Raw genomic sequence first — 24,489 nt, 5'->3', positions numbered from 1 at the left:
CCCTGCGGGGAGCCTGTGGGAGCGCAGCCATGCAAAACACAGATATTGTCAGGCCTGAAACCCTGTCGTTGCCAAAAGGTGGCGGCGCGATTTCTGGTGTAAAAGGTGATGTGGCGGGAGCCGGTCCGGATGGCGCAAATTCTCTGACGCTACCGCTACCCATTAATGCCGGGAGAGGGTATGCGCCTTCGCTGGCACTGAGCTATTACAGCCGCTCTGGCAATGGTCCCTTCGGTATGGGATGGAGCGTTGATGCACCCGCCATTCGTCGTCGCACGAAAAAAGGGGTGCCCAATTATAACGATACAGATGAGTTTCTGGGGCCAAATGGCGAAGTCATTGTGCCGTTTCTCGCTGATGACGGTACGGCGAGCACCCGCACCGCCAGTTCACTGCTTGGCGTCGATCTCGGCAGCGGCTTTACCGTTCACCGTTATCGTTACCGCGTGGAGAGCGATTTTAGTCGGTTTGAATATTGGGTCGAAAGCGGATCTGCCGCGCGTGATTTTTGGCTCCTCTACACGCCAGATGGCCAGGTGTATCTCTATGGCAATACCGCTCAGGCTCGCGTTAGTCACCCCGAAGCCGCAGAGAAGGCGGGTATCTGGCTGCTGGAGTCATCCGTTTCGGCAACCGGGGAACAGATCTACTGGCTGTATCGCAGTGAAGATAATACGGGGTGTACCGGACCTGAAATCACCGCGCATCCGAATGCCACTGCGCAACGCTATCTCGCGGCCGTCTACTATGGCAACCGTGTTGCCGGGCGCGTATTACCCGGATTGACGGCCGACCCCGCGCTTACGGACTGGTTGTTTATGGTGGTGTTCGATTATGGCGAGCGTAACGTGGATATGTATATGGTGCCGGATTGGGTCACGCCAGGTACTGGCGACTGGGCTTGCCGCCAGGATTGCTTCTCCAGTTGGGAGTATGGTTTTGAAATCCGTACTCGCCGTCTCTGCCGCCAGGTATTGAGTTATCACTTTACCGGCACATTAGGCGGCAGCACCGCCGAAAGCCTGCCTCAACTGGTTTCCCGCCTCCTGTTGCGCTATGAAGAATCACTGATAGTCACGACGCTCGTGAGCGTCTTGCAGTCAGGTTTGAATGCCAATGGTACGTTCAGCTTCTTACCTGAGGTGCAGTTTGGCTGGAGTAAATTTGTGAATGACGGGTATTCCATGGAGTGGGACATCACATGGCAAGAACGTGAAGACCTGGGAAATTTGAATAGCCGCCAGCCCTATCAGATGGTTGATCTCAATGGCGAGGGGATTGCCGGCATTTTGTATCAGGATAGCGGGGCGTGGTGGTACCGCGCGCCCATTCGCCAGCAAGGCAGTGATGCCAATGCTGTCACCTGGGATAAGCCTGAGCGGTTATCGACCATTCCCGCGCTCCGCGATGGCGGTGTTCTGGCGGATCTGAATGGCGATGGCTATATGGAGTGGGTCGTCACTTCGGCGGGCGTCAACGGTTACTACGGACGCACACCGGAACGGGGATGGCTCAATTTCACCCCGCTTTCGGCCTACCCGGTGGAGTACCTTCACCCGCGCAGTCTGCTGGCGGATATCACCGGCGCGGGGCTGGCGGATTTGGCGCTTATCGGCCCGAAAAGCGTGCGGCTTTATGCCGGAACCGGCGATGGCTGGGAAAAAGCGCAGGATGTGTTGCAACCAACCGGCGTCCAACTGCCAGTTCCCGGGACTAATGAACGGGTTCTGGTGGCGTTCAGCGATATGGCCGGCAGCGGGCAGCAGCATCTGGTCGAGATAAAACAAGACAGCTTGCGTTACTGGCCCAATTTAGGAAATGGGCAGTTTGGCGCGCCGGTGAAGATGGCGGGATGGTGGATGGGGGTACAGTTTATTCCCTCAAATATTTTTCTGGCCGATGTTGATGGCTCCGGCACGACAGATGTAATCATTGCCGTTCAAGAATATCTCATCATCTTAATCAATCAGTCCGGGAACAGCTTTGCAATGCCTTTTCAGTTCAAACTGCCGGATGGGGTGCATTTCGATAACACCTGCGAATTGCACGTCGCGGATATTCAGGGCATGGGTGTCGCCAGCCTGATACTGACCGTTCCTCACCCGAAACCGCGGCACTATGTGTGTAATATCACCTCGGTAAAACCCTGGTTGTTGAACAAAATGAAAAACATTATTGGGGCGCAGCATGATTTCACCTACCGCAGTTCAACCCAGTTCTGGCTGGATGAGAAACACGAGGCAGCGGCGGCAGGAGAACCCGTTCCGGCCAGCTATTTGCCGTTTCCACTTCATCTGCTTGCCCGCACTGACGTAACAGACCTCTTCACCGGAAATAAACTGGTCAGCACGGCGCGTTATCGTTCCGGCGCGTGGGATGGTAAAGAGCGTGAGTTCCGGGGGTTTGGCTATGTCGAAATACAGGACACCGATACGCGGACCAGCCAGGGCACCACGACGGAAATTAGCCAGCCGTCTTTGACGCGTAACTGGTTTGCCACCGGTCTGGCGACCATTGATGATCGCATGCCGCAAGCGTGGTGGTCCGGCGATAGTGGCGCGTTTGAGCACTATTCCACCCGTTATACCCGGGGTTTTGGCAATAATGAGCAGGTTTATACCCCGGATGAGAACGAGGCTTTCTGGTTACGCCGCGCCACGAAAGGCATGCTGTTGCGCAGCGAGTTGTATGGCCTTGATGACAGTGCTTCGCAACCCATTCCGTATCAGGTGAGTGAATCGCGCCCGCAGGTTCGCCTGGTGGTGGCAGCGGGCGAGGCCCGTTATCCGGTGGTCTTGCCGATAAACGCCGAAACGCGATCCTATGTCTATGAACGGGTAAGCAACGATCCGCAGTGTAGCCAGCAGGTCACCCTCTGCAGCGATCAGTATGGTCAGCCGCTTTATGTCATGACGCTCAATTATCCGCGCCGCGCCAAACCGGCAACCAGCCCCTACCCGTATACGCTACCGGATACGCTGTTTGATTCCAGCTACGACGACCAACAGCAGCAGTTGGTGGTGACCCGCCAGGAAAACCACTGGTATAGCATTGATGATATGGCCGCCGGGAGATGGGTTAACGGCCTTGAGGATGCGATAAGGAGCGATGTTTATCTCTACTCCACCGCCCCGGAAACGGGGTTAACGCTCGAAGATCTGAGTATTTCCGGCGCACCGCTGGGGGCGCCGGCCAGACAGGCTTTTGCCGGCTGGCATCAACCCTGGTATCTGGACGGCAATAACAATCCCACTTCCGAGCTGCCAGCCTTTCCTCCGCGTGTCGGATTGATCGAAACGGCGGTGCTGGACGCCGAAATGGTGGCGACGCTGAGAGAGGATCTGACCGACAGCGTGCTTAGCGACGCAGGGTACATTTGGCTTTCGTTTCTCAACGCGTGGGTGGTGCGGCGTAACCTCACCACCTACGGCCCGGCAGAGCATTTCTGGTTGCCGCAGACGGTGCGGGATTCGGCGCTGACCGGCGCGATTACCCTGACCCGCGATGCTTACGACTGTGTGGTGACCAAAGTGGTGGATGCTGCGGGGCTTACGACGCAGGCCGAATATGACTGGCGATTTTTAACGCCAGTTAAACTTACCGATGTGAACAATAACATCCATCAAGTCACGCTGGATGGGCTGGGACGCGTGACCAGCCAGCGCTTTAGCGGCACCGAGAACGGTGTGGAGGCGGGTTACAGCGATACCGAGTTCTCCCCACCGAACGATATTGATGAAGCCCTGGCGCTGAACCCACCGTTACCGGTGGCGCAGTGTCTGGTTTATTCAAGCCCATGGAGCAGTAGCCTCAAACAACAACCCCCCCATGTGCTGGTGCTGACAACCGATCGTTATGATCGGGGGGAAGGCAGCGAGGAACAACAGATCCGCCAGACGGTGGTCTTCAGCGATGGCTTCGGTCGTGAATTGCAAACCTCGGTTCGCTTTGAAGCGGGCGAGGCCTGGCAGCGCGCGGGCGATGGAACGCTGATTACTGAAATGGCGCAGACCAGCAACCGCTGGGCGGTAAGTGGCCGCACGGAGTATGACAACAAAGGCCAGGCCATTCGCACCTATCAACCCTATTTTCTGAATAGCTGGCAGTGGGTGAAAGATGACAGCGCGCGCACTGATCTGTATGCCGACACGCACTATTTTGATCCTCTCGGACGTGAAAGAGAGGCGCTAACTGCCAAGGGCTACCAGCGACGCACGCTTTACACGCCGTGGTTTGTGGTCAGCGAAGATGAAAATGATCTTTTCGGCGTTAAGTCAGACTGGTGGATTGAAATAATCGTCGTTGCCAACAATGGTGTAGTAGGTGAAACGGCAGGCAACACCATCAAAGTTACAGCCTATGATCCGTATGGCGATCCTTTGGCTGGCAAAGCTGTGACGTTGAGCTGTGATGGCGACGTCAACATTGAACAGCTTACGCAGAGCACCGGGGCTGATGGTAGCGTAACGGCTATATTGACCACTACTGTTGCCGGGCAATTTACGGTGGACGCGACAAGCGATGGTCATCGCGCTTCTGCCAGTGTTACTTTCATAGCTGATGTTAATCACCTGAGTCCAACCTTGTCGACACTGGCGGCAAATCCCCCGTCTGTCGTTGACACAGGGGCGAGCATGTCAACCCTCACACTTGTACTAAAAGATATTTATGGCAACCGGATTGCAGGGCAACACGTTGAGCTTATCAGTAGCATGGCAGAGCTTATTCGTTCCGCTTTTTCTGACAGAAAAGATGGTTCATATGACGCGATGATAGGTAGCCAAACCCGGGGTGATGTCACTCTCACGGTGAAGGTTAACGGCAATGACCTTGAGGGGCTTTCGACAATTTTCCACGTTTTAGCTATCCCTGAATTAGTGCCGGCTGACACCAAGCTCTCGGTGAACGGATACGAGTTCTATAGGGGCACTCAATTCCCACACACAGGTATCCTTGGTGCGAAATTTCAGGTTTGGTTCAACGGAGATGCATCAAACAACAGCGCTTACCAATGGTCAGTCGATCAACCGTGGGTGAGCATAGACAGTGAAGCCAATGTCACGTTTATTGATACGCCGGACAGCACCAATAATACGGTGACCATCATAGCAATCCCCATCGATACAGGGACGCCGAGGTATTACCATACCTTTACCGTAAGTAAATGGTTTGTTACGGCAGGCGGGGAGAAAAAAAACTGGGCGGGTGCTGACGCCTGGTGTAAGGAAAATGGTCTGGAGATGGCTTCCATGGCCGATGTTGTTTATGCTTCACAGAGACGATATTGGGGACCATATTTGTGGTCAGAATGGGGAGACTGCTCTGTGTTTGCGAATGCAGGCGTGACTTCTGGTTATTATTGCTGGGTAACGGATGTGGGGGATGATGGTGTTCATCGCAATATCTCGCTATGGGGTGGTGGTGAGTGGGTTGATACGACTGGTGGGCGGACTGATGAATTTGAAATGAATGTTGTCGGTAAAAAAACGCTTTAGTTTTAAACACCTTTAGCAAACGGCTCTGTGGGGCCGTTTGCGCTTTTAAGCATCTCCCCGTTAGTGCGAGTCATAAACAGTACATATAAAACGCGCCATGGTATTCACTAACAATAAGGACACCCTGTGTGTACGCGGAAAGCGATGCTGACCAACCTGTTACATGATCTCCCCGCGAGCACGAATGACGCGGAGACGTTTGACGATCTGCTTTCGCGAAAAGATCTGAAAATTGAGCGCATCGTCTCTACCGGGCAGGCCAGCCCGCCTGATTTCTGGTACTGCCAGCCGCAAAGCGAGTGGGTATTGATTCTTCAGGGCGCCGCCGGTTTGCAACTTGAAGACGAAGCGCAAGAGCGGGTGTTGCAGGTGGGAGATTTCGTCAATATCCCCGCGCAATGCCGCCATCGGGTGAACTGGACACAGGCTGAACCGCCGACCATCTGGCTGGCGGTTCACTACGAATACCCAGAAGAAGAACGGCCCGAATGAGCCGTTTTCCCTGGAAAGCGGGTTTAACCATTTGGCAGTAAAATCGGTTGCAGGCGCTGCCACACGTGCGGCGTTGCCGCCCAGGCGTTATTGCCCTGCGTCAGACCATTATTGGCAAGAAAATCGTTATGCATGCCGCCCGCTTCTTTAATAATCACCAGCCCCGCCAGCGCATCCCAGCTGTGCAGGTGCGCTTCGAAATAACCATGCACCTGGCCGGCGGCTACGTGCGCCAGCATTAACGCGCCCGCACCAAAGCGGCGGTGTTCCACGCCGTGTTCAAACAGGGTTTCGATGGTTTGTGTATATTCGCGTGGCGGCCTGCGGCTGGAGCGGCCAATGCCGAGCACTACCGCGTCGGCGTCTGGTTCGCTCAGGCTCAGGCGTTTACCGTTTAAGAACGCGCCTTTGCCGCTTTCAGCGAAGAAAAACTCGTCGCGATCCGGGGCGTAAATCACCCCAAGTTGGATGGCATCATTGCGCACGTAAGCAACCGAAATGCACCAGTAATCCATGCCGAGAATAAAGTTGGTGGTGCCATCAATCGGGTCGATAACCCATACGCCGTCGCTGCCTGGTTCCAGCCCGCGCTCCTCGCCGAGCAGACCATCCTGCGGACGTTCAGCTTTCAGCCAGGCGCGCAGCTCGGTTTCGACATACACATCCGCCTGGGAGACAAAATCCTGACGGCCTTTCTGTTCAATGGTCAGCCCGTTATCACGAAGCTGTTTCGCCTGCTGACCGAGACGACGAATCAGTGCGCACAGCGCCTGGGTAAACTCTTCTCTCATATCTGAACTCTTAGCCAATCTGTGGCGATGTTTGTCGGTGAATCAATGTCACCTTAACCCACTCAACGCGGGAAGGCTGTAAAGGATTTTTCGCCCGCTCCAGCAGGCGCGTCAGCGCCCGGTTGGCTATCTCCGCCACATCCTGATGCAACGTGGTTAACTGGTAGCTGAACTGGCCGCTCTGCGGCGTGTTATCAAAACCTATCAGGTGAAAATCGTCTGGCGCGAATTTTCCGCGCTGGCGCATGCCGTCGAGAAAACCGCAGGCCAACTGCGCGTTGGCGCAAAACATGCCCTCCGGCAGATCTTCATCACTCTGTTGCGCGGCCTGAAAACCGCCGTCGTAGCCCTCTTCGCGCGCGTCATACCAACGCACTTGCTGCTGGGTATCCACGCCGAGTTGCTGCAATGCCTGGAAAAAGGCTTCACCGCGCTGAATACCCGCCCAGGTCGATCCGCAATTGTTGAGCCAGCCAAAACGGCGACAGCCGGAGTGATAAAGCTGTTCAGCGGCCTGACGTGCGCCAGATACGTTGTCGGAACAGACGAAATCGACCAATGGAATATCCGGGTGGCGGTTGATGCCGACCACCGGAATGCGCTGGCTGACGCACTCGTTCACTATCGCTTCTGGCGGTTGGCCGGAGGTGACGATCACGCCGGAGACGCGAAACTGGGTAAAACGGCGCAGCGTGGTGACCAGATCCTGCTCGCCAGTGATCTCGGTGACCAGCGCCTGGTAACCACGGCGCTGAATTTCATGCAGCAAGCCTTCCAGCAGGCTGCTGCGAAACGGGTCGCCAATGCGCGCGACAATCACGCCAATCAAGTGGCTGCGCTGGCGGTTAAGCCCCTGGGCGAGGAAATTGACCTGGTAGCCAAGCTCCTGCGCGGCGCGCAGCACTTTCTCTTTGGTGGACGGCGAAATACTGCCGTTGCTGCTCAGCGCGCGTGACACCACGGCTCGGGACACGCCCGCGCGCTTCGCCACGTCTTCGGCGGTTACTGCTTGTTTGCGTAAACTCTGGCTCACACTTTCCCCTCCGCGCGGCGGCTGAGATCGGTGGCGAAACCATCGTGGCTGAGAAACAAACCCGGATACGCCGTGCAGGCTTGCTCAATCGCGGGCAAGGCGGCGTCGTTGCAGTGGTACAACCCCAGGCGCGGTAAACGCAGTTGGCCGAACAGCGCCAGGCAGCCGGGAAAGTCACCGTGCGAGGCGTCATTGGGCAGCGCCGTTGCCGAAGCGCACTCCTGAAACGCCAGCGTCGCGTTGTGCATCAGCGCTATGCTTTCTGGCGTTGGGCGTCCGTCGCCGCTGTAGAACAGCGTGTGACCATCCGCTTCGATTCGCAGGGCGAGATTGGGCAGTTCATGGTGCGTAAACGCGGTGCGCATGTGCCAGCCTTGCCACTGCCATTCGGCTTCGCTGTCGCGCCAGTCAATGTCGAAACAGAGGGTGCTTTCCGGCCAGTTAGCGAGGCTCGCCAGTTTTATCAGTACCGGGCGCTGTTCGCGCTGCGACCAGATGATCAGCGGTTTACAACGCTGAAAACTTTTCCAGTAATTCAGCAGCGCAGTTAGCCCCGTACAGTGATCCGGGTGAACGTGGGTGAAGTAAATGGCGTCGATGTCGTTTACGTCGCCGCCGCGCTGCCACAGCGCGCGCGGGATTGTCGGGCCACAATCGATCAGCAACTGGCGATTTTCGTTATCGATAACGCGGATTGCCGAGGTGTTTTGCTGCAATGAGAAGGCGCTACCGCAGCCCAGAACATCTATTTTCATTTCGCCCCACCAAATTTATTGCGCACTTAATCAAACTGTCACAAATAGACGACAAAGTAGGCTCACATAATGTCGGTGCAACGTTGCATTTTTTTTGCAAATAAATGAACACGTGTTCATCGGCGAAAGAAAAGCTGAAGAAAGGAACGCCCGTGAGTTATTTACAGATTGAAAAACTGAAAATTGGCTATGGCGAAAATATCGTTCTTCACGATATTCATCTCGCTGTGGAAAAGGGCGAAATGATTGCGCTGCTTGGGCCGTCTGGTTGCGGAAAAACCACGTTGCTCAACGCGTTATGTGGTTTTATTCCGGTGCGAACCGGCGTTATTGCCGTTAATGGTCGGGATATTACTTACAGCACGCCAGAGCAGCGAAATATTACCATGGTGTTTCAGAGTTATGCCTTGTGGCCGCATTTTACCGTCGCGCAAAATATTGGTTATGGCTTAAAAGTCCGCCGCGTTAAAAAAGAGGCGATTGCGCAACGCGTGCAGGAATTATTAAAAATCGTCAACCTTGAAAATTATGCGGATATAAAAGTGACGGCGCTTTCCGGCGGCCAGCGTCAGCGCGTGGCGCTGGCGCGCGCATTAGCCATTGAGCCGGATGTGCTGGTGCTCGATGAGCCGCTGTCGAACCTGGACGCCAAAGTGCGCCTCAATGTACGCCACGAGATCAAAGCGCTCCAGAAAAAGCTCGGTTTCACCTCGTTAATCGTCACGCATGACCAACAAGAGGCGCTGGTGATGGCCGACAAAATTGCGGTGCTGAATAACGGGCGCATCGAACAAATGGGGACGCCTGAAGATATTTATCACCGCCCGGCAACGCCGTTTGTCGCGGATTTTATGGGCGCGGATAACTGCATGACGCGGGCTGATGCGGGCGGGGAAACGCTCTATTTCCGCAGTTCGGACGTCAACATGCACCGCCCGTTAACGACGCCGGAGCAGCCGGGACTGGTACTGAATGGCGTGGTGGAAGAGAGCGCGTTTCTCGGCCACCAGTATCGTCATAGTGTGCGCTGCGAGGGGCAGATTTTTCTCGCGGATTCCACACAGTTCTGGCCTGCCCGAACGCCGGTGATTTTGCACGTGCCGGAAACGGCGCTGCATGTTTTTGCAACCTCTTAAGCCAACCAACACACTTTTCCTGGGGATTATCATGTCAGTAAAACCGAAACTTGCTGTCATCGCCGCACTCTGTTTGGGTGCAGTTCACACCGCCAGCGCCGAAACGGTTCTCAATGTGGCGACGGCGGGCGATCAAAACATGGTCGACTACGTTAAAACCTGGCTGGGGCCAAAGTTTGAAGCCGCGCATCCGGGCGTGAAAGTGCAGGTGGTCGGCACCGGGCCGGGCGATGCGGGTTCAAACAAGATTGTCGAAAAACTGACGGCGCAACAGCAGAGTGGCGCGAAAAGCTGGGATATCGACGTCGCGGTTGTGCACCAGGCGGCGGGGGGGCAACTGGTGGAAAAAGGGCTGCTGGAGAAATACCGCTCGTCCATCAACACCGGTTCGATGGTGACGGCAGAGAACGCCAAAAACGCGCTGGGTGTTAACGTTGATGGCTATGTAATGCCGATGTTTTTGAGCCAGACGGCCATCGCGTATAACAGCGAGCTGATTAAAACCCCACCGAAATCCTACGACGAGCTGGTGCAGTGGTCGGCGAAAAACCCGAAAGCCTTTGGTTATAACGGCATTAAAAACGGCATGTCCGGCGTCAGCTTTGTGGTCGGCTGGATTTACGCTTACGGCACTGATGCGGCGCGTCTTTCCGCGCTGCCGTATGACAAAAGCGTGGAAAAAACCTGGAGTCAGGCGTTCGCCAGGCTGAAAGAGTTCAATAAAAACGTCACTTTCACGCCGGGTAACGCCGGAACGCTGGATATGCTCAGCCGGGGCGAAATCACCATGGGGCCGGTGTGGGTCGATATGTTCTATAGCTGGAAAGATCAGGGCAAAGTACCACCGTCGATCAAACTGGCGTTAATCGCGCCGGGGATGCCGGGCCAGCCAATGTATTACGTTGTTCCGGCACATGCAGCGCAGGCCAAACTGGCGCAGGAGTTTATTGCGCTGGCGACCAGCCCGGACGTGCAGGCGCAGGGCATTGTGAAGCAGTTCAACTGGTATCCAGGAATTGACGCGAAATACGTGAAAGAGAAACTGGATGCAGCTACCTGGCAGAAACTGTTTGCAGAAATCTCGCCGGATGATTTAGCGAAATACGGCAAAAGTTTCCCGATCACGCCGTACTTTGACGATATCAAAGAGGGCTACGAGAGCCAGGTTTCTAACTGACTGACGGACATGCCTGGGCATTTCGCCCGGGCATTTTTTTGCTGTGATTATTCAGGTTCACCATGCGACACGCCTTTAAATACTGCTTACTGGTAGGCCCGGCCACGCTGCTGATCGCCGTCTTTTTCCTCTGGCCGCTGGGTTTTTCGCTGATTTCCGCGTTTACCAGCGATACGCAGCCTTTCACGCTGGCGCACTTTGATAAAGTCTTTGCGCTTTACTCGAACGATATTCTCTTTACCGTGCTTATCGTGCTGGTTTCACTGGTGATTCTGGCGCTGCTGTCGATAACAATTTCCGCCATTATCGTGCTGTCGCCGTTTCGCGGCATCGTGAAAGCGCTGGCGTTTTTGTACCGCCTGCCGCTGTTTATTCCCTTTATTGTTACCGCGCAGATGATGCGCACCTTCCTCGCCAAAAACGGGTTGATGAACAATGTGCTGGTGGCGAGCGGGCTATTAACGCCAATGGACACCACCTCGCTGCTGGGCTGGAGCGGGATCATTATTACCTTTGTCTGGAAGCAGATGGCGTTCTCGACGTTACTGATTTGCGGCGCGATGTCGGCGGTGGAGCCGTCGCATATTCTGGCGGCGAAAAACCTCGGCGCGTCACGTTTACGCATCCTGTTTGACATCATTTTGCCGCAGGTGCTGCCGACGATTGGTGTGGCGATGGTGCTCTCCACGGTGACGATGATGTCGGTGCTTTCCGTGCCGCTGATGATTGGCACCGGCACGCCAACCATGATGACCGTCGATATGGCGTTTCGCGTTAACTCGTACGGCGATTACCCGGTGGCGAATGCGATGGGCGTGATCTCCTATCTGATTTGCGCGGCGCTCTCCTGGTTCTATTTACGCCACAGCCTGCATGCGAAAGGAGCGCAGTAATGACCACGTTTCGACAAAAACTCCGCGGCAGTTTTCTGCTGCAAACTCTGTCGCTCACTTTTCTGGTAGTGGCGCTGTTTGGCCCGCTGCTGAATCTGCTTATCTGGACGGTGGCGGAAAGCTGGTTTTTCCCACACACCTTGCCGAGCCAGTGGGGATTGAAATACTGGAGCCAGGTGTTTAGCCCCTACAGCGATGTCTCGGGATCGCTCTCCATTAGCGTGCTGATCGCCGTGCTGTCGGTGCTGGTTTGCCTGCTGATTTCTATTCCGGCGGGTTACGCATTGTCGCACCGAACCATGCCGTGTCGCGCCTTCTTTATGCTGCTGTTTCTCATCCCGCAGGCGTTTCCTAACCTGACGGTGTATATGAACGTGGCGCGGCTGTTTTATCAGTGGGGACTGAACGGTACGGTGGCGGGCGTGGTGCTGGTGCACAGCGTGCACGGCTTGATGTATTCGATCTGGATAAGCGTGGCGGCGTTCTCTTCACTCGATCCGCTGCTGGCACGCGCCTCGCGCAACCTGGGTGCCGGGCCGGTATACACCTTCATCCATATTATTTTGCCGCAGGCCGCGCCCGGGCTGATTGCCGCCAGCATTTTTGTCTTCCTGGAATCGCTGGATGAGTTTACCGCCACCTTTTTTGTTGGCGCACCGGATATCACCACGCTGCCCATTTTGCTCTATACCGCCAGTATGTCGGGCAACTACCAGGTGTCATCCATTACCGCGCTGATCCTGCTGGTGCCATCGGTGCTGTTTATGCTGGTTATCCATAAATTTATGCGCCCGGAGATGCTGTCGAAACTGGGGAAATAATTATCTGACGACGTCACAAAAAGGCGTGTGCCGGGCCACTTAATAGGTAGCTGTGGCGCGACGCTACCAGCCAAAACAAGACGGCAACAGTCGGAGGAGAAAGTATGGATATCAAAGGCCCGGCAGCGATTGATGTATTTAAACCTTATGATATTTCCCCTTACGAAGACAAAACACTCAGAGCGGTTCAGCTGGAGCCTGCCTATACGCCCGCAAAGGAGTCTTTTCAGGCGTTTCAGCAGCGGCATTATGCGTGGCGAACCGGTGATAAACAGGCCGATATTTCCCATGTCCCCAAAGATGAAGGCAAGATACCGTTGCCCACGCTGGGCGAAAGTTTGCAGGAGATTTTCCTGGGGGCGGTATTGGGCGGGCCGCTGCCGGAATTTCCGGGCGGAGTGCGATCGCTTCCCGGTGCGGGCGCGGCGCGGCTTGCTGAACGACCTTCTGGCACTGCTAAAGGCCCGCATGGTGAAATCAACGTCGCTATTGCGGAGTCGAAAATGGCGGTGGCAAGGCCATTAAATCCAACTACGGAAGCGAACGTTTCCGCCAGTAAGCCGTTAAGCCACGCCATACCTGACGCCTCTGGCCCGGACGTATTACATGTTTCATTACCGCAAGCGGGAGGAAAAAATTTTTCCGAGGCTATGGCGTCGTCAAAACTCAACATCAAACAATTCGCTGATATTGCTAAAGTTGGCGCGGATGTGGGTGAGAAAGAGATGGGGAGGGTGACATTATCCGGTGAAATCAATATTGTGCGTCGCGATGGCCCCTTAAATGATCCGAATATGTATATGTTTTTCACTGACAGCTACAAGGGCGAGCCGCGGCTGAATATCATTGGTCATGGCATTTTTACACCAAACGGTGACAGCACGACCGGCCTGCAGGTCGCTGGTGGTATCAAAGGGCCGTTTGATGTGGCGCTGGATACGCTGGAACTGGCTGGCGATGTGAGGTTTAAAAACATCCGTTGCTTAAGTTGTCACGGGGCGGAAGGTGGCATTGATTCTTTCGCACAAAAACTGGCGAATTACACCGGCGTGCCGGTAAAAGGTTATCACGGTTCGGTCACCGTTGGCGGGCATGCGGACGGTTCAAATATGGTCGTGATAAAAAATGAGATGGACGCGCTGTTCTATTTCGGCAAGCGCGAAACGACGCATTACCAACCGCAGAAATTCCACCCGCTCTGGCGACCGTGGGAAACCCGTATTCTTGAATAAAACAATCGTTGTGCTGAAGTGAAAGCGCAGATGCCCGCGAAGCTGAGTCCTGGTGGGCATTTGTATTTTTACGTCCTGCTTCGGCGAGTGTGCATTCCCGTTTACCACCCCTGGTTGGCAATAAGACGGCTTATCCGCCCGATCCCTCTATTAAATCAAATAGATGTGCACCGATTTACGCACCAGTGAGCCATTATGCCAATGCCAGTAAAGATCGGCCGCTGGCGCAGATCCGATGTTTATATTTATGCGAAAGGGCGTCGCGTAGAAAAATGACCCCCAGAGGAAATAAAAAAGCGCCCGCAGGCGCTTTAAGCAATCACGTTACAATCATCGGCCACTCGGGTGGCGCTTTTTGCGCGATCTCTTCCATCACGACGAGCAGGTTGTGCCAGGTCGTGGAGAGATCTATCGCCGTAATGCCCAACAAACCGGTAGCGAACCAGCATGCCGCCGCTAAGCCCATGCCGCTGCTGATCACTGCCAGGCCAATATAATCAGCACGACGGAAGCGAATGTTCAGCGTACTGGCCATAAACATCAACACTGCACTCAGTAACTGCCAGCGGAGAAGCACGACGCTGGCGGTAAAGGTAGCCATCAAACCATCCTCAGAAAGACCGAATACCGGGCGGACAAGCACGTTGCGCGAGTGGCAATGCTGAAGATCCGCGAATAACACAACGAATTGAAACGGCGTTCCCCGTTTCAGGAATGTGTGAACTATATCACATTTGTTGATTTATTCGCCAGTACAAAAAGCGTGCTTTTTGCATCGTGTTGGTTGTGTTTTATCCGAAAATATATCGCCAATGTATTTATGTGTGCACGGGAATGAATGTTTTTTTCATCTAATACATTTGAGTGATATTTAGCATCCTAATTGCCACAACGTTTACAGGTTGTGTCGCATATATTATGCTTTTGAGGATAATCTTATTAGCCTGTGAATGATGATTCAGGGTTTTGATCTTTATCGATATATTCTTTTTCATCACGTCCTGTATGCGTGAGGAAGATATTTGTGCGCGCAGTTGCGCTAACTGAATTGATGACCGCCTCTTCTTTTTTCCTGATGACATCATTTTAAGCTGGTTTCGCGTCTTATAACCTGCGAATGAAAAAATATGAAAATAGAAAATTCCGCCGTGCCGCCTGGGGACGCTGATGCGGCGTTGTCGGTTCTGGCCAGGCTGATGCCCTGGCTCACTGCGCAACGCTCAATGGAAGAGATATTACGCGCGATCAATGCAGCACTAGGATCCACGCTTGCGTGGGTGGTTATCCGGCAGGGCGACGCGTGGCAGCTCGTCAGCTCAGGGTCGCCGGGCTGCACGTTGCAGGATGTACAAATCTTTCTTGAGCAGTCTCAACTGCAACGACATCAGCGCGCCTGGCGAGTCATTTGCTGGCGGCGACATGCCGGTGATTTATTATTTCCGCATCATGAAATAGCGGCCAGAAAATTACGCAGCGGTATTTTGTGTAAATTGAATTATAAAGAGTCTGGAGTCGAAGGTTATTTCTTTTTGGCATTTTCGCAGTCCTTGCACTCTTTATCCATCGTGAAAAATGTCGTTATTGTTTTGGTCGAAAAACTAAAAAATTATCTTGCTGAAATTGTCGCCCGGGAACGCACGGCGAAAGAGATGCAGCGCATTGTGACGCAATATAAAGCGTTATTTGAACGCGCTCCGGTTTTAATGAACTCGTTTGATAAAAGCAATCGCTGCATATTATGGAATGGTGAGTGCGAACGCGTATTTGGATGGAGCATGAATGAGCTCAATCAGCAGGCCGATCCATTAGCGTTATTTTTCCCCGATCCCGAGGTACGGCAAAAAGTTCGCGCTTCGGTTAATACATCGCCGGCCGTCGACATGCATGAATGGCACCCGGTACGACGTGATGGCCAGGTGCTGACGGTACTCTGGTCAAATATTCAACTGCCGGATCACTCCGTGCTGAGTATTGGGCTTGATATTACCGAGCGTAAAAAAGCGGAGCGGCAGCTGGAAATGAAAGCCACCATTGACGATCTGACCGGCTGTTATAATCGTTTTTCTATGTTGCGGAAGTTAAAAGAGGCGCTGGTGGCCTGTCGCCCGGACGAGCCGCGCAGCCACTTTAGTCTGCTGATGCTGGATCTTGATTATTTTAAAAATATCAATGATCGCTGGGGGCATTTAACAGGCGACGCCGCACTGATTCATTTTTGCGATCAGATCCGTGAACATTGCGATCCGTCGTATATTTTGGGTCGTTTAGGCGGTGAGGAATTTCTGATTTTAATGCCGCATACCCACAGTAAAATGGCGCTGCGTTTTAGCCAAAAAATCCGCGCTTCACTGGCGCGAAATCCATTGTTTAGCAATGGTGAAAAGATAGCCTTATCCTTTAGCGCTGGTTTAGTATTCGTCACCGGTGAAGAGTCCGATACTTCAGTTTTACTTACACTTGCGGATAACGCCCTGTACGATGCGAAACGCGCAGGACGCAGTCAAACCGTGGTGGTTGGCGCTTTTTTATAAATAAAGAAGAAATTATGAAGACTTCGCAACGACAGATGAAAAAATACGCGAATGGCGTGCCTTTTTTTTATCCTGCGGCCAGTTTAGCTTAATCAGCGATACTCTGTTGTATTAAGTTAAAACACCCCCATGCGAATGGATTAATATTTTCCTTAATATAAACATTGGGCACACTCTGAGTTTGCTTTATGGTCGCCTGTTTCGGTCATAACCAAATATTAGGTTTTTAATGAGAAAAGTCAGTTGCTAATGTCGTTTGATTCATGCAACGTAATCACCTGTTTATCAAAGCATCCTGCCAAACATTAAAAAGGCGCTTTAAATGCATGGATATAGGCGGACATGAATCATAGCGTGCGTCGCAAGATGCTCAGCGTCGTCGTGCTCATCACGGTAGTTCTTCTGCCGCTGATGTTGTCGCTATGGTTTGCGCATATTCGTGCGGTGAAAGAAACGAGTGCCCAGCTTCAATCGTTTGCCCAATTAGCGCTAAATAAAACGGAGCGCGTTATCCAGCAAGTGGATACGGTTCGCAGCGCCGCGGAAAAATACCACGGACAAATTTGTGCGCCGGAACATCGCGCGGCCATGCTCAATATCGTCCGCAGCAGTATGTATGTTTCGGATTTAATTTATGCCCGTGGCGACCACTTTTTATGTTCGAGCGTAATAACGCCCACGCAATCGTATGCTATTTCACCAGCGGATTATAAACGCGCGCCCGATATCGCTATTTATTACTATCGTGATACGCCTTTTTACGCAGGCTACAAGATGGTGTACATGCAGCGCGGAAATTATGTCGCGGTGATTAATCCGCTCACTTACAGCGATGTGGCATCAGACAATCCTGATCTGGCTTACGGTATTTACGACACCGTTACGCACCAGTTTTTTTCCGTCAGCCAGAATGCCCACCTTAGTAAGTTAGCTACGCTGTTACGCACCGACGATTTAACATTCCAGCAGGATCAGCGCTTTTATACCATTGCGCGTTCGGAGAATCGTCCGATCGCGATTATTGTTTCGACATCGAGTGACCACTATTTTCAGGCGCTTTATCACCAGGCCACTTTAACGCTGCCGCTGGGCGTGATTGGTAGCGTTATTCTGCTATTAATATGGTCGCGAACACGGCAGGAGTTTAACTCTCCACGCCGTATGCTCCACCGGGCGTTAACCCGACGCCAGCTTCGCCTTCATTACCAACCTATTATCGATATCAAAAATGGTACCTGCGTTGGTGCGGAAGCGTTGTTGCGCTGGCCGGGGTTTAATGGACCGGTCATGAGCCCGGCGGAGTTTATTCCGCTGGCAGAAAAAGAGGGCATGATTGAGCGTATTACCGATTATGTCGTCGACGAATTGTTCAGCGATCTGGGCGATTTCCTGGCAATGGTGCCGCAACTTTATATTTCAATTAACCTCTCCGCCTCCGATTTTCACTCCTCGCGCCTGATTTCATTGATTGCCAATAAAGCCAAGATGCATGCGGTACGCGCCGAGCAGATTAAGATTGAAGTGACCGAGCGCGGGTTTATTGATGTGCCGAAAACCACGCCGGTTATTCAGGCGTTTCGCCAGGCGGGTTACGAAGTGGCGATTGATGATTTCGGTACCGGTTATTCTAATTTGCACAACCTGTACTCGCTGAATGTCGATATCCTGAAAATCGACAAATCGTTTATTGATACGCTAACGACGAACAGCACCAGCCATTTGATTGCTGAACACATTATTGAGATGGCGCAGAGCCTGCGTCTGAAGATTATTGCGGAAGGGGTCGAGACGGCGGAGCAGGTCACGTGGTTGTTAAAACGCGGTGTGCAGTTCTGTCAGGGGTGGCACTTTGCAAAGGCGCTGCCGTCACAGGAATTTAAACGCTGGGTACAGCAGCCGCCTTCGTTAAAGTGATAACTCATCAGGCCTGGTGTCGGTAATCGCTGGGTGTGCGATCAAACTCCCGGCGAAAGACGCGTGAAAATGTTTGTTGCGAGACATATCCCAAATCCATCGCGATATCAAAAATAGGCCGCTGCGTGGTTCGCAGCGCTTCCGCTGCCAGCAGTAAACGGCGCTGGCGAATGTAGTCACCCAGCGTTTGATGCATCACGGTGCGGAACATCCTCTGTAAATACCATTTCGAATAACCTGACTTTCTGGCGACTACATCAATGTTCATTGGTTGGTCGATATGTTCATCAATCCATTCAATAAGTGTCTGAATAATTTGCTGATGGGACATATGGCTTCCTCATTTCCCGATTCGTCGTTTTGTCTGGAAGTGAGTATAATTCCTCAAGTTAACTTGAGGTAAAGAGGTTTTATGGAAAAGAAAACGCCGCGTATTAAAGCCTTACTCAGCCCCGGTGAAGTGGCGAAGCGCAGCGGGGTTGCCGTCTCTGCGCTGCACTTTTATGAGAGCAAAGGCTTAATCAAAAGTACCCGTAATACCGGCAATCAACGGCGCTATACGCGTGATGTGCTGCGCTATGTGGCGATCATCAAGATTGCCCAGCGCATTGGTATTCCGCTGGCGACCATTGGTGACGCGTTTGGTGTGTTGCCGGAAGGGCATACATTAAGCAAGAAAGAGTGGAAACAGCTGTCGTCACAGTGGCGTGAAGAGCTGGACAGGCGCATCCATACGCTGGTGGCCTTACGTGATGAGCTGGATGGTTGCATCGGCTGTGGCTGTTTGTCGCGCAGCGATTGTCCGCTGCGTAACCCCGGCGACCAACTTGGGCAGCAGGGCACCGGCGCGCGCTTGCTGGAAGACGACTGAAACGTACAAAAAACTAAAGCGCCCGTTGGGGCGCTTTAGTCGTTTTCCGGTCTTTGTCTTTCTCTCTATCCCGCTCAGTTACGGGAGGGTTTCCCCCGACACCAGCACCCCTCAGTATGTTGGAGGTTCCGGGTTGTGCTGACACTTTTAGTGTAGGCCACAGCGGCATAATTGCTACTTTTTTGAGCAATTATTTTTGTCTTTTTTTTCACCGCTGCAAGTGCGGGTTTTCTATAGTTAATGTGTATGAATTCTCTGGAGAAAAATATGCTTACGGTGCATCACCTTAATCAGTCTCGCTCCCAGCGCGTGCTCTGGGCTTTGGAAGAATTGGGCGTGCCGTATCAAATTGTCCGCTACCAGCGAGAAAAAACAATGCTGGCACCGGCATCCCTGAAAAAAGTGCACCCGCTCGGCAAGTCACCGGTGGTGGAGGATCAAGGGCTGATCCTCGCCGAATCCGGGGCGATCCTCGAATATTTGCAGGAAACTTACGACCCTGAGCAACGCTTTAAACCGCAGGAGACAAAACAGAAGCTGGATTACCGTTTCTGGCTGCACTACGCCGAAGGTTCGCTAATGCCCGTGCTATTAATGAAACTGGTGATGAACAGCCTGGGTAAACCCCCGGTGCCGTTCGGGATACGCAGTGTGGGAAAACTCCTCGCTAAGGGTGTCGATAAAGCGTTCCTGAAACAGCAAATTGAAAACCATGCGCGCTTTATTGAAGGTGAACTGGCGCAGAAAAGCTGGTTTGCAGGAGATCAACTGAGCATGGCCGATATTCAGATGAGTTTCCCGGTGTTTGCGCTGCTGGCTCGCGGCGGCGTGGAGGATTTGCCCAACTTACGTGCGTGGAAAAAACGGGTCGAGATGCGTCCGGCATGGCAGCGCGCCATTGTGCAGGGTGGGCCATTTGATCTGCCTGGCAGCTAAAAATGATCGGCAAATGTTGCAAAGTTGCGCACCGACGATAACGTTTGCGCATCTGACGCCCACTTCTTCGCCGCTTCGCGCGAAATTTAGCGAAAAGCGGCAAAGTTCAGTTGAAAAGCGCCATATAAACGCTGGATAATCGTTTGCCTTTTTTTGACCAACCGTTGTATGCGCGGAGTTAAACGTTTGCTTTTTTGTGACCTTTTGTCACAACGCAGCCCAGGGAGATGACGTTTAACCGGCAGTGGACTGTCCACCACGCATGCCAACGCACAATAAAATTCTCAGGGGATGTTTCTATGTCTACGCCTTCTGCGCGTACCGGCGGTTCGCTTGACGCACTGTTTAAAATTTCTGCCCGTGGCAGCACGGTTCGTCAGGAAATCGTTGCCGGTTTAACCACCTTCCTGGCGATGGTCTATTCGGTCATCGTCGTACCTGGCATGCTGGGTAAAGCCGGTTTCCCACCGGCGGCTGTGTTTGTCGCCACCTGCCTGGTTGCCGGTGTCGGCTCCATCGTGATGGGCCTGTGGGCGAATCTGCCGCTGGCTATCGGTTGCGCTATCTCTCTGACCGCCTTTACCGCGTTCAGCCTGGTGCTGGGCCAGCATATCAGCGTACCGGTCGCCCTTGGCGCGGTGTTCCTGATGGGTGTGCTGTTTACCGTTATCTCTGCCACCGGCATCCGTAGCTGGATCCTGCGCAACCTGCCCCAGGGCGTTGCGCATGGCACCGGTATCGGCATTGGCCTGTTTCTGCTGCTGATCGCCGCCAACGGCGTGGGGCTGGTTATTAAGAACCCGCTGGACGGCCTGCCGGTGACTCTCGGCCACTTTGCCAGCTTCCCGGTGATCATGTCGCTGATTGGTCTGGCGGTGATTATCGGCCTGGAAAAACTGAAAGTGCCGGGCGGCATTCTGCTGACCATTATCGGCGTGTCGATTGTGGGTCTAATTTTCGACCCGAACGTACATTTTTCTGGCATTTTCGCCATGCCGTCGCTCAGCGATGACAAAGGCAACTCGCTGATCGGCAGCCTGGATATCGTCGGCGCGCTGAACCCGGTGGTGCTGCCAAGCGTGCTGGCGCTGGTGATGACAGCGGTATTTGACGCCACCGGCACTATCCGTGCGGTAGCGGGCCAGGCAAACTTGCTGGGCAAAGACGGCCAGATTATCGATGGCGGCAAAGCGCTGACCACCGACTCCCTGAGCAGCGTCTTCTCAGGCCTGGTGGGTGCGGCACCGGCAGCAGTGTATATCGAATCTGCGGCGGGTACGGCGGCAGGCGGTAAAACCGGCCTGACGGCGATCACCGTGGGCGTGTTGTTCCTGCTGATCCTGTTCCTCTCTCCGCTCTCTTACCTGGTCCCGGCTTATGCCACGGCACCAGCGCTGATGTACGTTGGTCTGCTGATGCTGAGTAACGTGGCGAAAATCGATTTTGCCGACTTCGTCGATGCGATGGCGGGTCTGATTACTGCCGTGTTTATCGTGCTGACCTGCAACATCGTCACCGGCATCATGATCGGTTTTGCTTCGCTGGTAATTGGCCGCGTGGTATCCGGTGAGTGGCGAAAATTGAATATCGGCACCGTGGTGATTGCCATCGCGCTGGTGGCTTTCTATGCGGGCGGCTGGGCGATCTGACACCGCTTTTCCTCTTCCTGTGGGCAGAGGGCGTTGAGCATAAACCTTTACACAATGGGCAACTTCGGTTGCCCATTTTTTTGCCCACAGCCCGGTTTCTTTGCGTTAAGCTGAAGGCTCTGGCATCAAGGTCTGAGGCCTTTATAACAACACATCGCAAACAGGGAACGCATGGAAATATTTTTTACCATTCTCATCATGACCCTTGTCGTCTCGCTTTCTGGCGTCGTGACTCGTGTTCTTCCATTTCAAATCCCGCTTCCGCTGATGCAGATCGCCATCGGCGCACTGCTGGCCTTTCCTACCTTTGGCCTGCATGTGGAGTTCGACCCGGAACTGTTCCTGGTTTTGTTTATTCCGCCGCTGCTCTTCGCCGACGGCTGGAAAACGCCCACGCGCGAGTTCCTCGAGCATGGCCGCGAAATCTTTGGCCTGGCGCTGGCGCTGGTGGTAGTCACCGTGGTCGGGATCGGTTTCTTAATTTACTGGATGGTGCCGGGCATTCCGCTGGTGCCCGCCTTTGCGCTGGCGGCGGTGCTGTCGCCAACCGATGCCGTAGCGCTTTCCGGCATTGTCGGGGAAGGGCGTATTCCGAAGAAAATCATGGGTATTTTGCAGGGCGAGGCGCTGATGAACGACGCTTCGGGCCTGGTGTCGCTGAAATTCGCCGTGGCGGTAGTGATGGGCACCATGGTGTTCACCGTGGGCGGCGCGACGTTCGAATTTTTCAAAGTGGCGATTGGCGGTCTGCTGGCCGGGTTTGTGGTCAGCTGGCTGTATGGCCGCTCGCTGCGTTTTCTCAGCCGCTGGGGCGGCGATGAACCGGCAACGCAAATCGTGCTGCTGTTTCTGCTGCCGTTCGCCTCCTATTTGATTGCGGAACACATCGGCTTTTCCGGCATTCTTGCGGCGGTCGCGGCGGGGATGACCATCACCCGTTCCGGCGTGATGCGCACCGCGCCGCTGGCCATGCGTCTGCGCGCCAACAGCACCTGGGCGATGCTGGAGTTCGTCTTTAACGGCATGGTGTTCTTGCTGTTAGGCTTACAGTTGCCAGGCATTCTGGAGTCTTCGCTGGTGGCGGCAGAAGCCGATCCAAATGTCGAAACCTGGATGTTGTTTACCGATATTGTGCTGATTTACGCCGCGCTGATGCTGGTACGTTTTGGCTGGCTGTGGACGATGAAGAGATTCAGCCAGCGTTTCCTGGTGAAAAAACCCATGGAGTTCGCCTCGTGGAGCGACCGCGAGCTGCTGATCGCCACTTTTGCCGGGGTGCGCGGGGCGATAACGCTTGCCGGTGTGCTCTCCATTCCGCTGTTGTTGCCGAGTGGCGATGTCTTTCCAGCGCGCTATGAACTGGTGTTCCTCGCCGCCGGGGTGATCCTGTTCTCGCTGTTTGTTGGCGTAATCGCGCTGCCTGCATTGTTGCAGCATGTTGAAGTACGCGACCACGCGCAGCAGTACAAAGAGGAGCGGATGGCGCGCGCAGCAACGGCAGACGTGGCGATTGTCGCGATTCAGAAGATGGAAGAGCGGCTGGCGGCAGACACCGAAGAGAACATTGATAACCAGTTACTCACGGAGGTGAGTTCGCGGGTGATCGGAAATCTGCGCCGCCGTGCAGACGGACGCAATAACGTTGAGAGTTCCCTGCAGGAAGAGAATCTGGAGCGCCGTTTCCGCCTGGCGGCACTGCGCTCAGAGCGCGCCGAGCTTTACCATCTGCGCGCAACCCGGCAGATCAGTAACGAGACGCTGCAAAAACTGCTGCACGATCTCGACCTGCTGGAAGCGCTGCTGTTAGAGCATAAGTAAACCCTGCGCCGGGCCGCCATTTATGCGCTGCCCGGCCAGTTAACCCCGTTACTCGCTTTTCTCATCAAGCCAGAACCCTTTACAACATTGCAGCCACGCCTGCGCACTGCGGGAAAGATAAACCCCTTCGCGCCAAATCATTCCTAACTCCCAGCGCAGGTCGCTCTGCAGCGGGATCCAGCGCAGCGTGGTTTTATCCAGCCGCTGGCAGACCGGCTCCGGCAGAATGGCAATACCCACGCCCGCTTGTACCATCGCAGCGAGAAAATCCCACTGACCGCTGCGCACGGCGATACGCGGCTTCACGCCATGTTGTTGAAACAGCAGCATGAGCTGGCGGCTTAAGGCGAAATCTTCGTTGTAGATCAGCAGCGGATGCCCGGCGAGTTCCTCCGGCGTCACGACTTCACGCGCAAGCCAACTGCCGGAGCGCGGCACCAGCACGCACATTGCATGGCTGAACAGCGGCAGGGTAGCCAGGCCACTCTCTTCTTCGACCGGTAGCGCCGTCATCGCCACATCCAGTTCACCGTTGCTCACGGCTTGCTGTACGGTCAGACCGCCAAACTCGGCAATCTTCAGTTCCACACCGGGATAGCGCTGGCTGAAGAGGTTGATTGGCCCGGCCATCAGCATGCCGACCATCGGCGGAATGCCGAGGCGCAAAATCCCTTTGTTCAGGTGATTGATGTCGCCAAGTTCGGTTTCTAACTGGCGAAACTCCGCGAGGATGGCGATGCCGCGCTCATACACCACGCGGCCGGTATCGGTGAGTAAAAGTTTGCGCCCGTCACGAATAAGCAGCGTGCAGTTCAGCTCGTCTTCGAGATTTTTCAACATCTTACTGATGGTCGGTTGCGTCACAAACAGGCGCTCCGCCGCGCGGGTGAAACTTTGCTGGCGTACCACCTCCACAAAATAGCGCAGCGTTCTGATGTCCATAAT

Annotated in this window: 19 protein-coding genes; 13 read left to right on the top strand and 6 right to left on the bottom strand. The window is 54.1% G+C overall.

What is annotated here, in order from left to right:
• The first annotated feature begins 29 nt into the window (after positions 1-29).
• Positions 30-5,495 (top strand): SpvB/TcaC N-terminal domain-containing protein, encoded by a 5,466-nt coding sequence (locus AAIG26_RS19020; protein WP_343181228.1) that lies wholly within the window; start codon positions 30-32, stop codon positions 5,493-5,495.
• A gap of 144 nt (positions 5,496-5,639) precedes the next feature.
• Positions 5,640-5,987 carry a cupin domain-containing protein gene (locus AAIG26_RS19015; protein WP_160271341.1) on the top strand — a complete coding sequence of 116 codons (348 nt, stop codon included), beginning with the start codon at positions 5,640-5,642 and terminating at the stop codon, positions 5,985-5,987.
• Positions 5,988-6,010: 23 nt separating this feature from the next.
• Here the strand turns inward: AAIG26_RS19015 and AAIG26_RS19010 are convergent, their stop codons facing one another.
• From AAIG26_RS19010 to AAIG26_RS19000, 3 genes are read right to left on the bottom strand one after another with little or no spacing between them, the layout of a single operon-like run.
• Positions 6,011-6,778, bottom strand: a complete 768-nt coding sequence (locus AAIG26_RS19010; protein ID WP_097406569.1) for an inositol monophosphatase — start codon at positions 6,776-6,778, stop codon at positions 6,011-6,013.
• A gap of 10 nt (positions 6,779-6,788) precedes the next feature.
• The gene (locus tag AAIG26_RS19005) at positions 6,789-7,811 is read right to left on the bottom strand and encodes a LacI family DNA-binding transcriptional regulator (protein ID WP_343181227.1); all 1,023 of its coding nucleotides are present in this window, start codon (positions 7,809-7,811) and stop codon (positions 6,789-6,791) included.
• Entirely contained in the window at positions 7,808-8,566 is a 759-nt protein-coding gene (locus tag AAIG26_RS19000; protein WP_343181226.1) for a ribonuclease Z, read from the bottom strand. Before AAIG26_RS19000 ends, AAIG26_RS19005 begins: the two co-directional genes overlap by 4 nt.
• 152 nt (positions 8,567-8,718) lie before the next feature.
• On the opposite strand from AAIG26_RS19000, the gene AAIG26_RS18995 reads away from it, so the two are divergent.
• The 5 genes from AAIG26_RS18995 to AAIG26_RS18975 all read left to right on the top strand — a co-directional run bounded on the left by AAIG26_RS18995 (position 8,719) and on the right by AAIG26_RS18975 (position 13,825).
• Positions 8,719-9,702, top strand: coding sequence for an ABC transporter ATP-binding protein (locus AAIG26_RS18995; RefSeq protein ID WP_343181225.1), 984 nt, complete (start codon positions 8,719-8,721; stop codon positions 9,700-9,702).
• A gap of 31 nt (positions 9,703-9,733) precedes the next feature.
• Positions 9,734-10,879, top strand: coding sequence for an extracellular solute-binding protein (locus AAIG26_RS18990; protein ID WP_020456147.1), 1,146 nt, complete (start codon positions 9,734-9,736; stop codon positions 10,877-10,879).
• 62 nt (positions 10,880-10,941) lie between these two features.
• Complete coding sequence (locus AAIG26_RS18985; protein ID WP_045511793.1) at positions 10,942-11,772, top strand: sugar ABC transporter permease; 831 nt, start codon at positions 10,942-10,944, stop codon at positions 11,770-11,772.
• Entirely contained in the window at positions 11,772-12,593 is an 822-nt protein-coding gene (locus AAIG26_RS18980; RefSeq protein WP_343181224.1) for an ABC transporter permease subunit, read from the top strand. Before AAIG26_RS18985 ends, AAIG26_RS18980 begins: the two co-directional genes overlap by 1 nt.
• A 104-nt stretch (positions 12,594-12,697) precedes the next feature.
• The gene (locus AAIG26_RS18975; RefSeq protein WP_343181222.1) at positions 12,698-13,825 is read left to right on the top strand and encodes a hypothetical protein; all 1,128 of its coding nucleotides are present in this window, start codon (positions 12,698-12,700) and stop codon (positions 13,823-13,825) included.
• Positions 13,826-14,144: 319 nt separating this feature from the next.
• Here AAIG26_RS18975 and AAIG26_RS18970 read toward each other — a convergent pair whose 3' ends face one another.
• On the bottom strand, positions 14,145-14,426 hold the full coding sequence (locus AAIG26_RS18970) for a YjcB family protein (protein ID WP_045511800.1): 282 nt from the start codon (positions 14,424-14,426) through the stop codon (positions 14,145-14,147).
• 526 nt (positions 14,427-14,952) lie between these two features.
• Here AAIG26_RS18970 and AAIG26_RS18965 point away from each other — a divergent pair.
• Together AAIG26_RS18965 and AAIG26_RS18960 are read left to right on the top strand one after the other, a co-directional pair.
• A complete protein-coding gene (locus tag AAIG26_RS18965; RefSeq protein ID WP_343181221.1) occupies positions 14,953-16,356 on the top strand; it encodes a sensor domain-containing diguanylate cyclase in 1,404 nt (467 codons plus the stop codon).
• 342 nt (positions 16,357-16,698) lie between these two features.
• Positions 16,699-18,270 carry an EAL domain-containing protein gene (locus AAIG26_RS18960; RefSeq protein ID WP_020456154.1) on the top strand — a complete coding sequence of 524 codons (1,572 nt, stop codon included), beginning with the start codon at positions 16,699-16,701 and terminating at the stop codon, positions 18,268-18,270.
• A 7-nt stretch (positions 18,271-18,277) separates the two neighbouring features.
• Here the strand turns inward: AAIG26_RS18960 and soxS are convergent, their stop codons facing one another.
• Positions 18,278-18,601 (bottom strand): superoxide response transcriptional regulator SoxS, encoded by a 324-nt coding sequence (gene soxS, locus AAIG26_RS18955; protein ID WP_017459478.1) that lies wholly within the window; start codon positions 18,599-18,601, stop codon positions 18,278-18,280.
• Positions 18,602-18,682: 81 nt separating this feature from the next.
• Here soxS and soxR point away from each other — a divergent pair, with 81 nt between their 5' ends.
• The 4 genes from soxR to AAIG26_RS18935 all read left to right on the top strand — a co-directional run bounded on the left by soxR (position 18,683) and on the right by AAIG26_RS18935 (position 23,544).
• Positions 18,683-19,141 (top strand): redox-sensitive transcriptional activator SoxR, encoded by a 459-nt coding sequence (gene soxR, locus AAIG26_RS18950; RefSeq protein ID WP_017459479.1) that lies wholly within the window; start codon positions 18,683-18,685, stop codon positions 19,139-19,141.
• Between the two features lie 267 nt (positions 19,142-19,408).
• On the top strand, positions 19,409-20,077 hold the full coding sequence (locus AAIG26_RS18945; protein WP_343181219.1) for a glutathione S-transferase: 669 nt from the start codon (positions 19,409-19,411) through the stop codon (positions 20,075-20,077).
• Positions 20,078-20,376: 299 nt separating this feature from the next.
• Positions 20,377-21,726: a guanine/hypoxanthine transporter GhxP gene (gene ghxP, locus AAIG26_RS18940; protein ID WP_017459481.1), complete on the top strand. Its 1,350-nt coding sequence runs from the start codon at positions 20,377-20,379 to the stop codon at positions 21,724-21,726.
• A gap of 171 nt (positions 21,727-21,897) precedes the next feature.
• A complete protein-coding gene (locus AAIG26_RS18935; RefSeq protein WP_020456156.1) occupies positions 21,898-23,544 on the top strand; it encodes a Na+/H+ antiporter in 1,647 nt (548 codons plus the stop codon).
• Positions 23,545-23,592: 48 nt separating this feature from the next.
• On the opposite strand, the gene AAIG26_RS18930 is transcribed toward AAIG26_RS18935, so the two are convergent.
• Entirely contained in the window at positions 23,593-24,486 is an 894-nt protein-coding gene (locus tag AAIG26_RS18930; protein WP_313627314.1) for a LysR family transcriptional regulator, read from the bottom strand.
• Positions 24,487-24,489 lie beyond the last annotated feature (3 nt).

Origin of the sequence: Kosakonia sp. PSU_27 (assembly GCF_039409795.1) — a bacterium.
In the GTDB taxonomy this organism is placed as follows: domain Bacteria; phylum Pseudomonadota; class Gammaproteobacteria; order Enterobacterales; family Enterobacteriaceae; genus Kosakonia.
The sequence above is the reverse complement of the archived record's forward strand: the minus strand, read 5'-3'. Positions and strand labels throughout refer to the sequence as shown.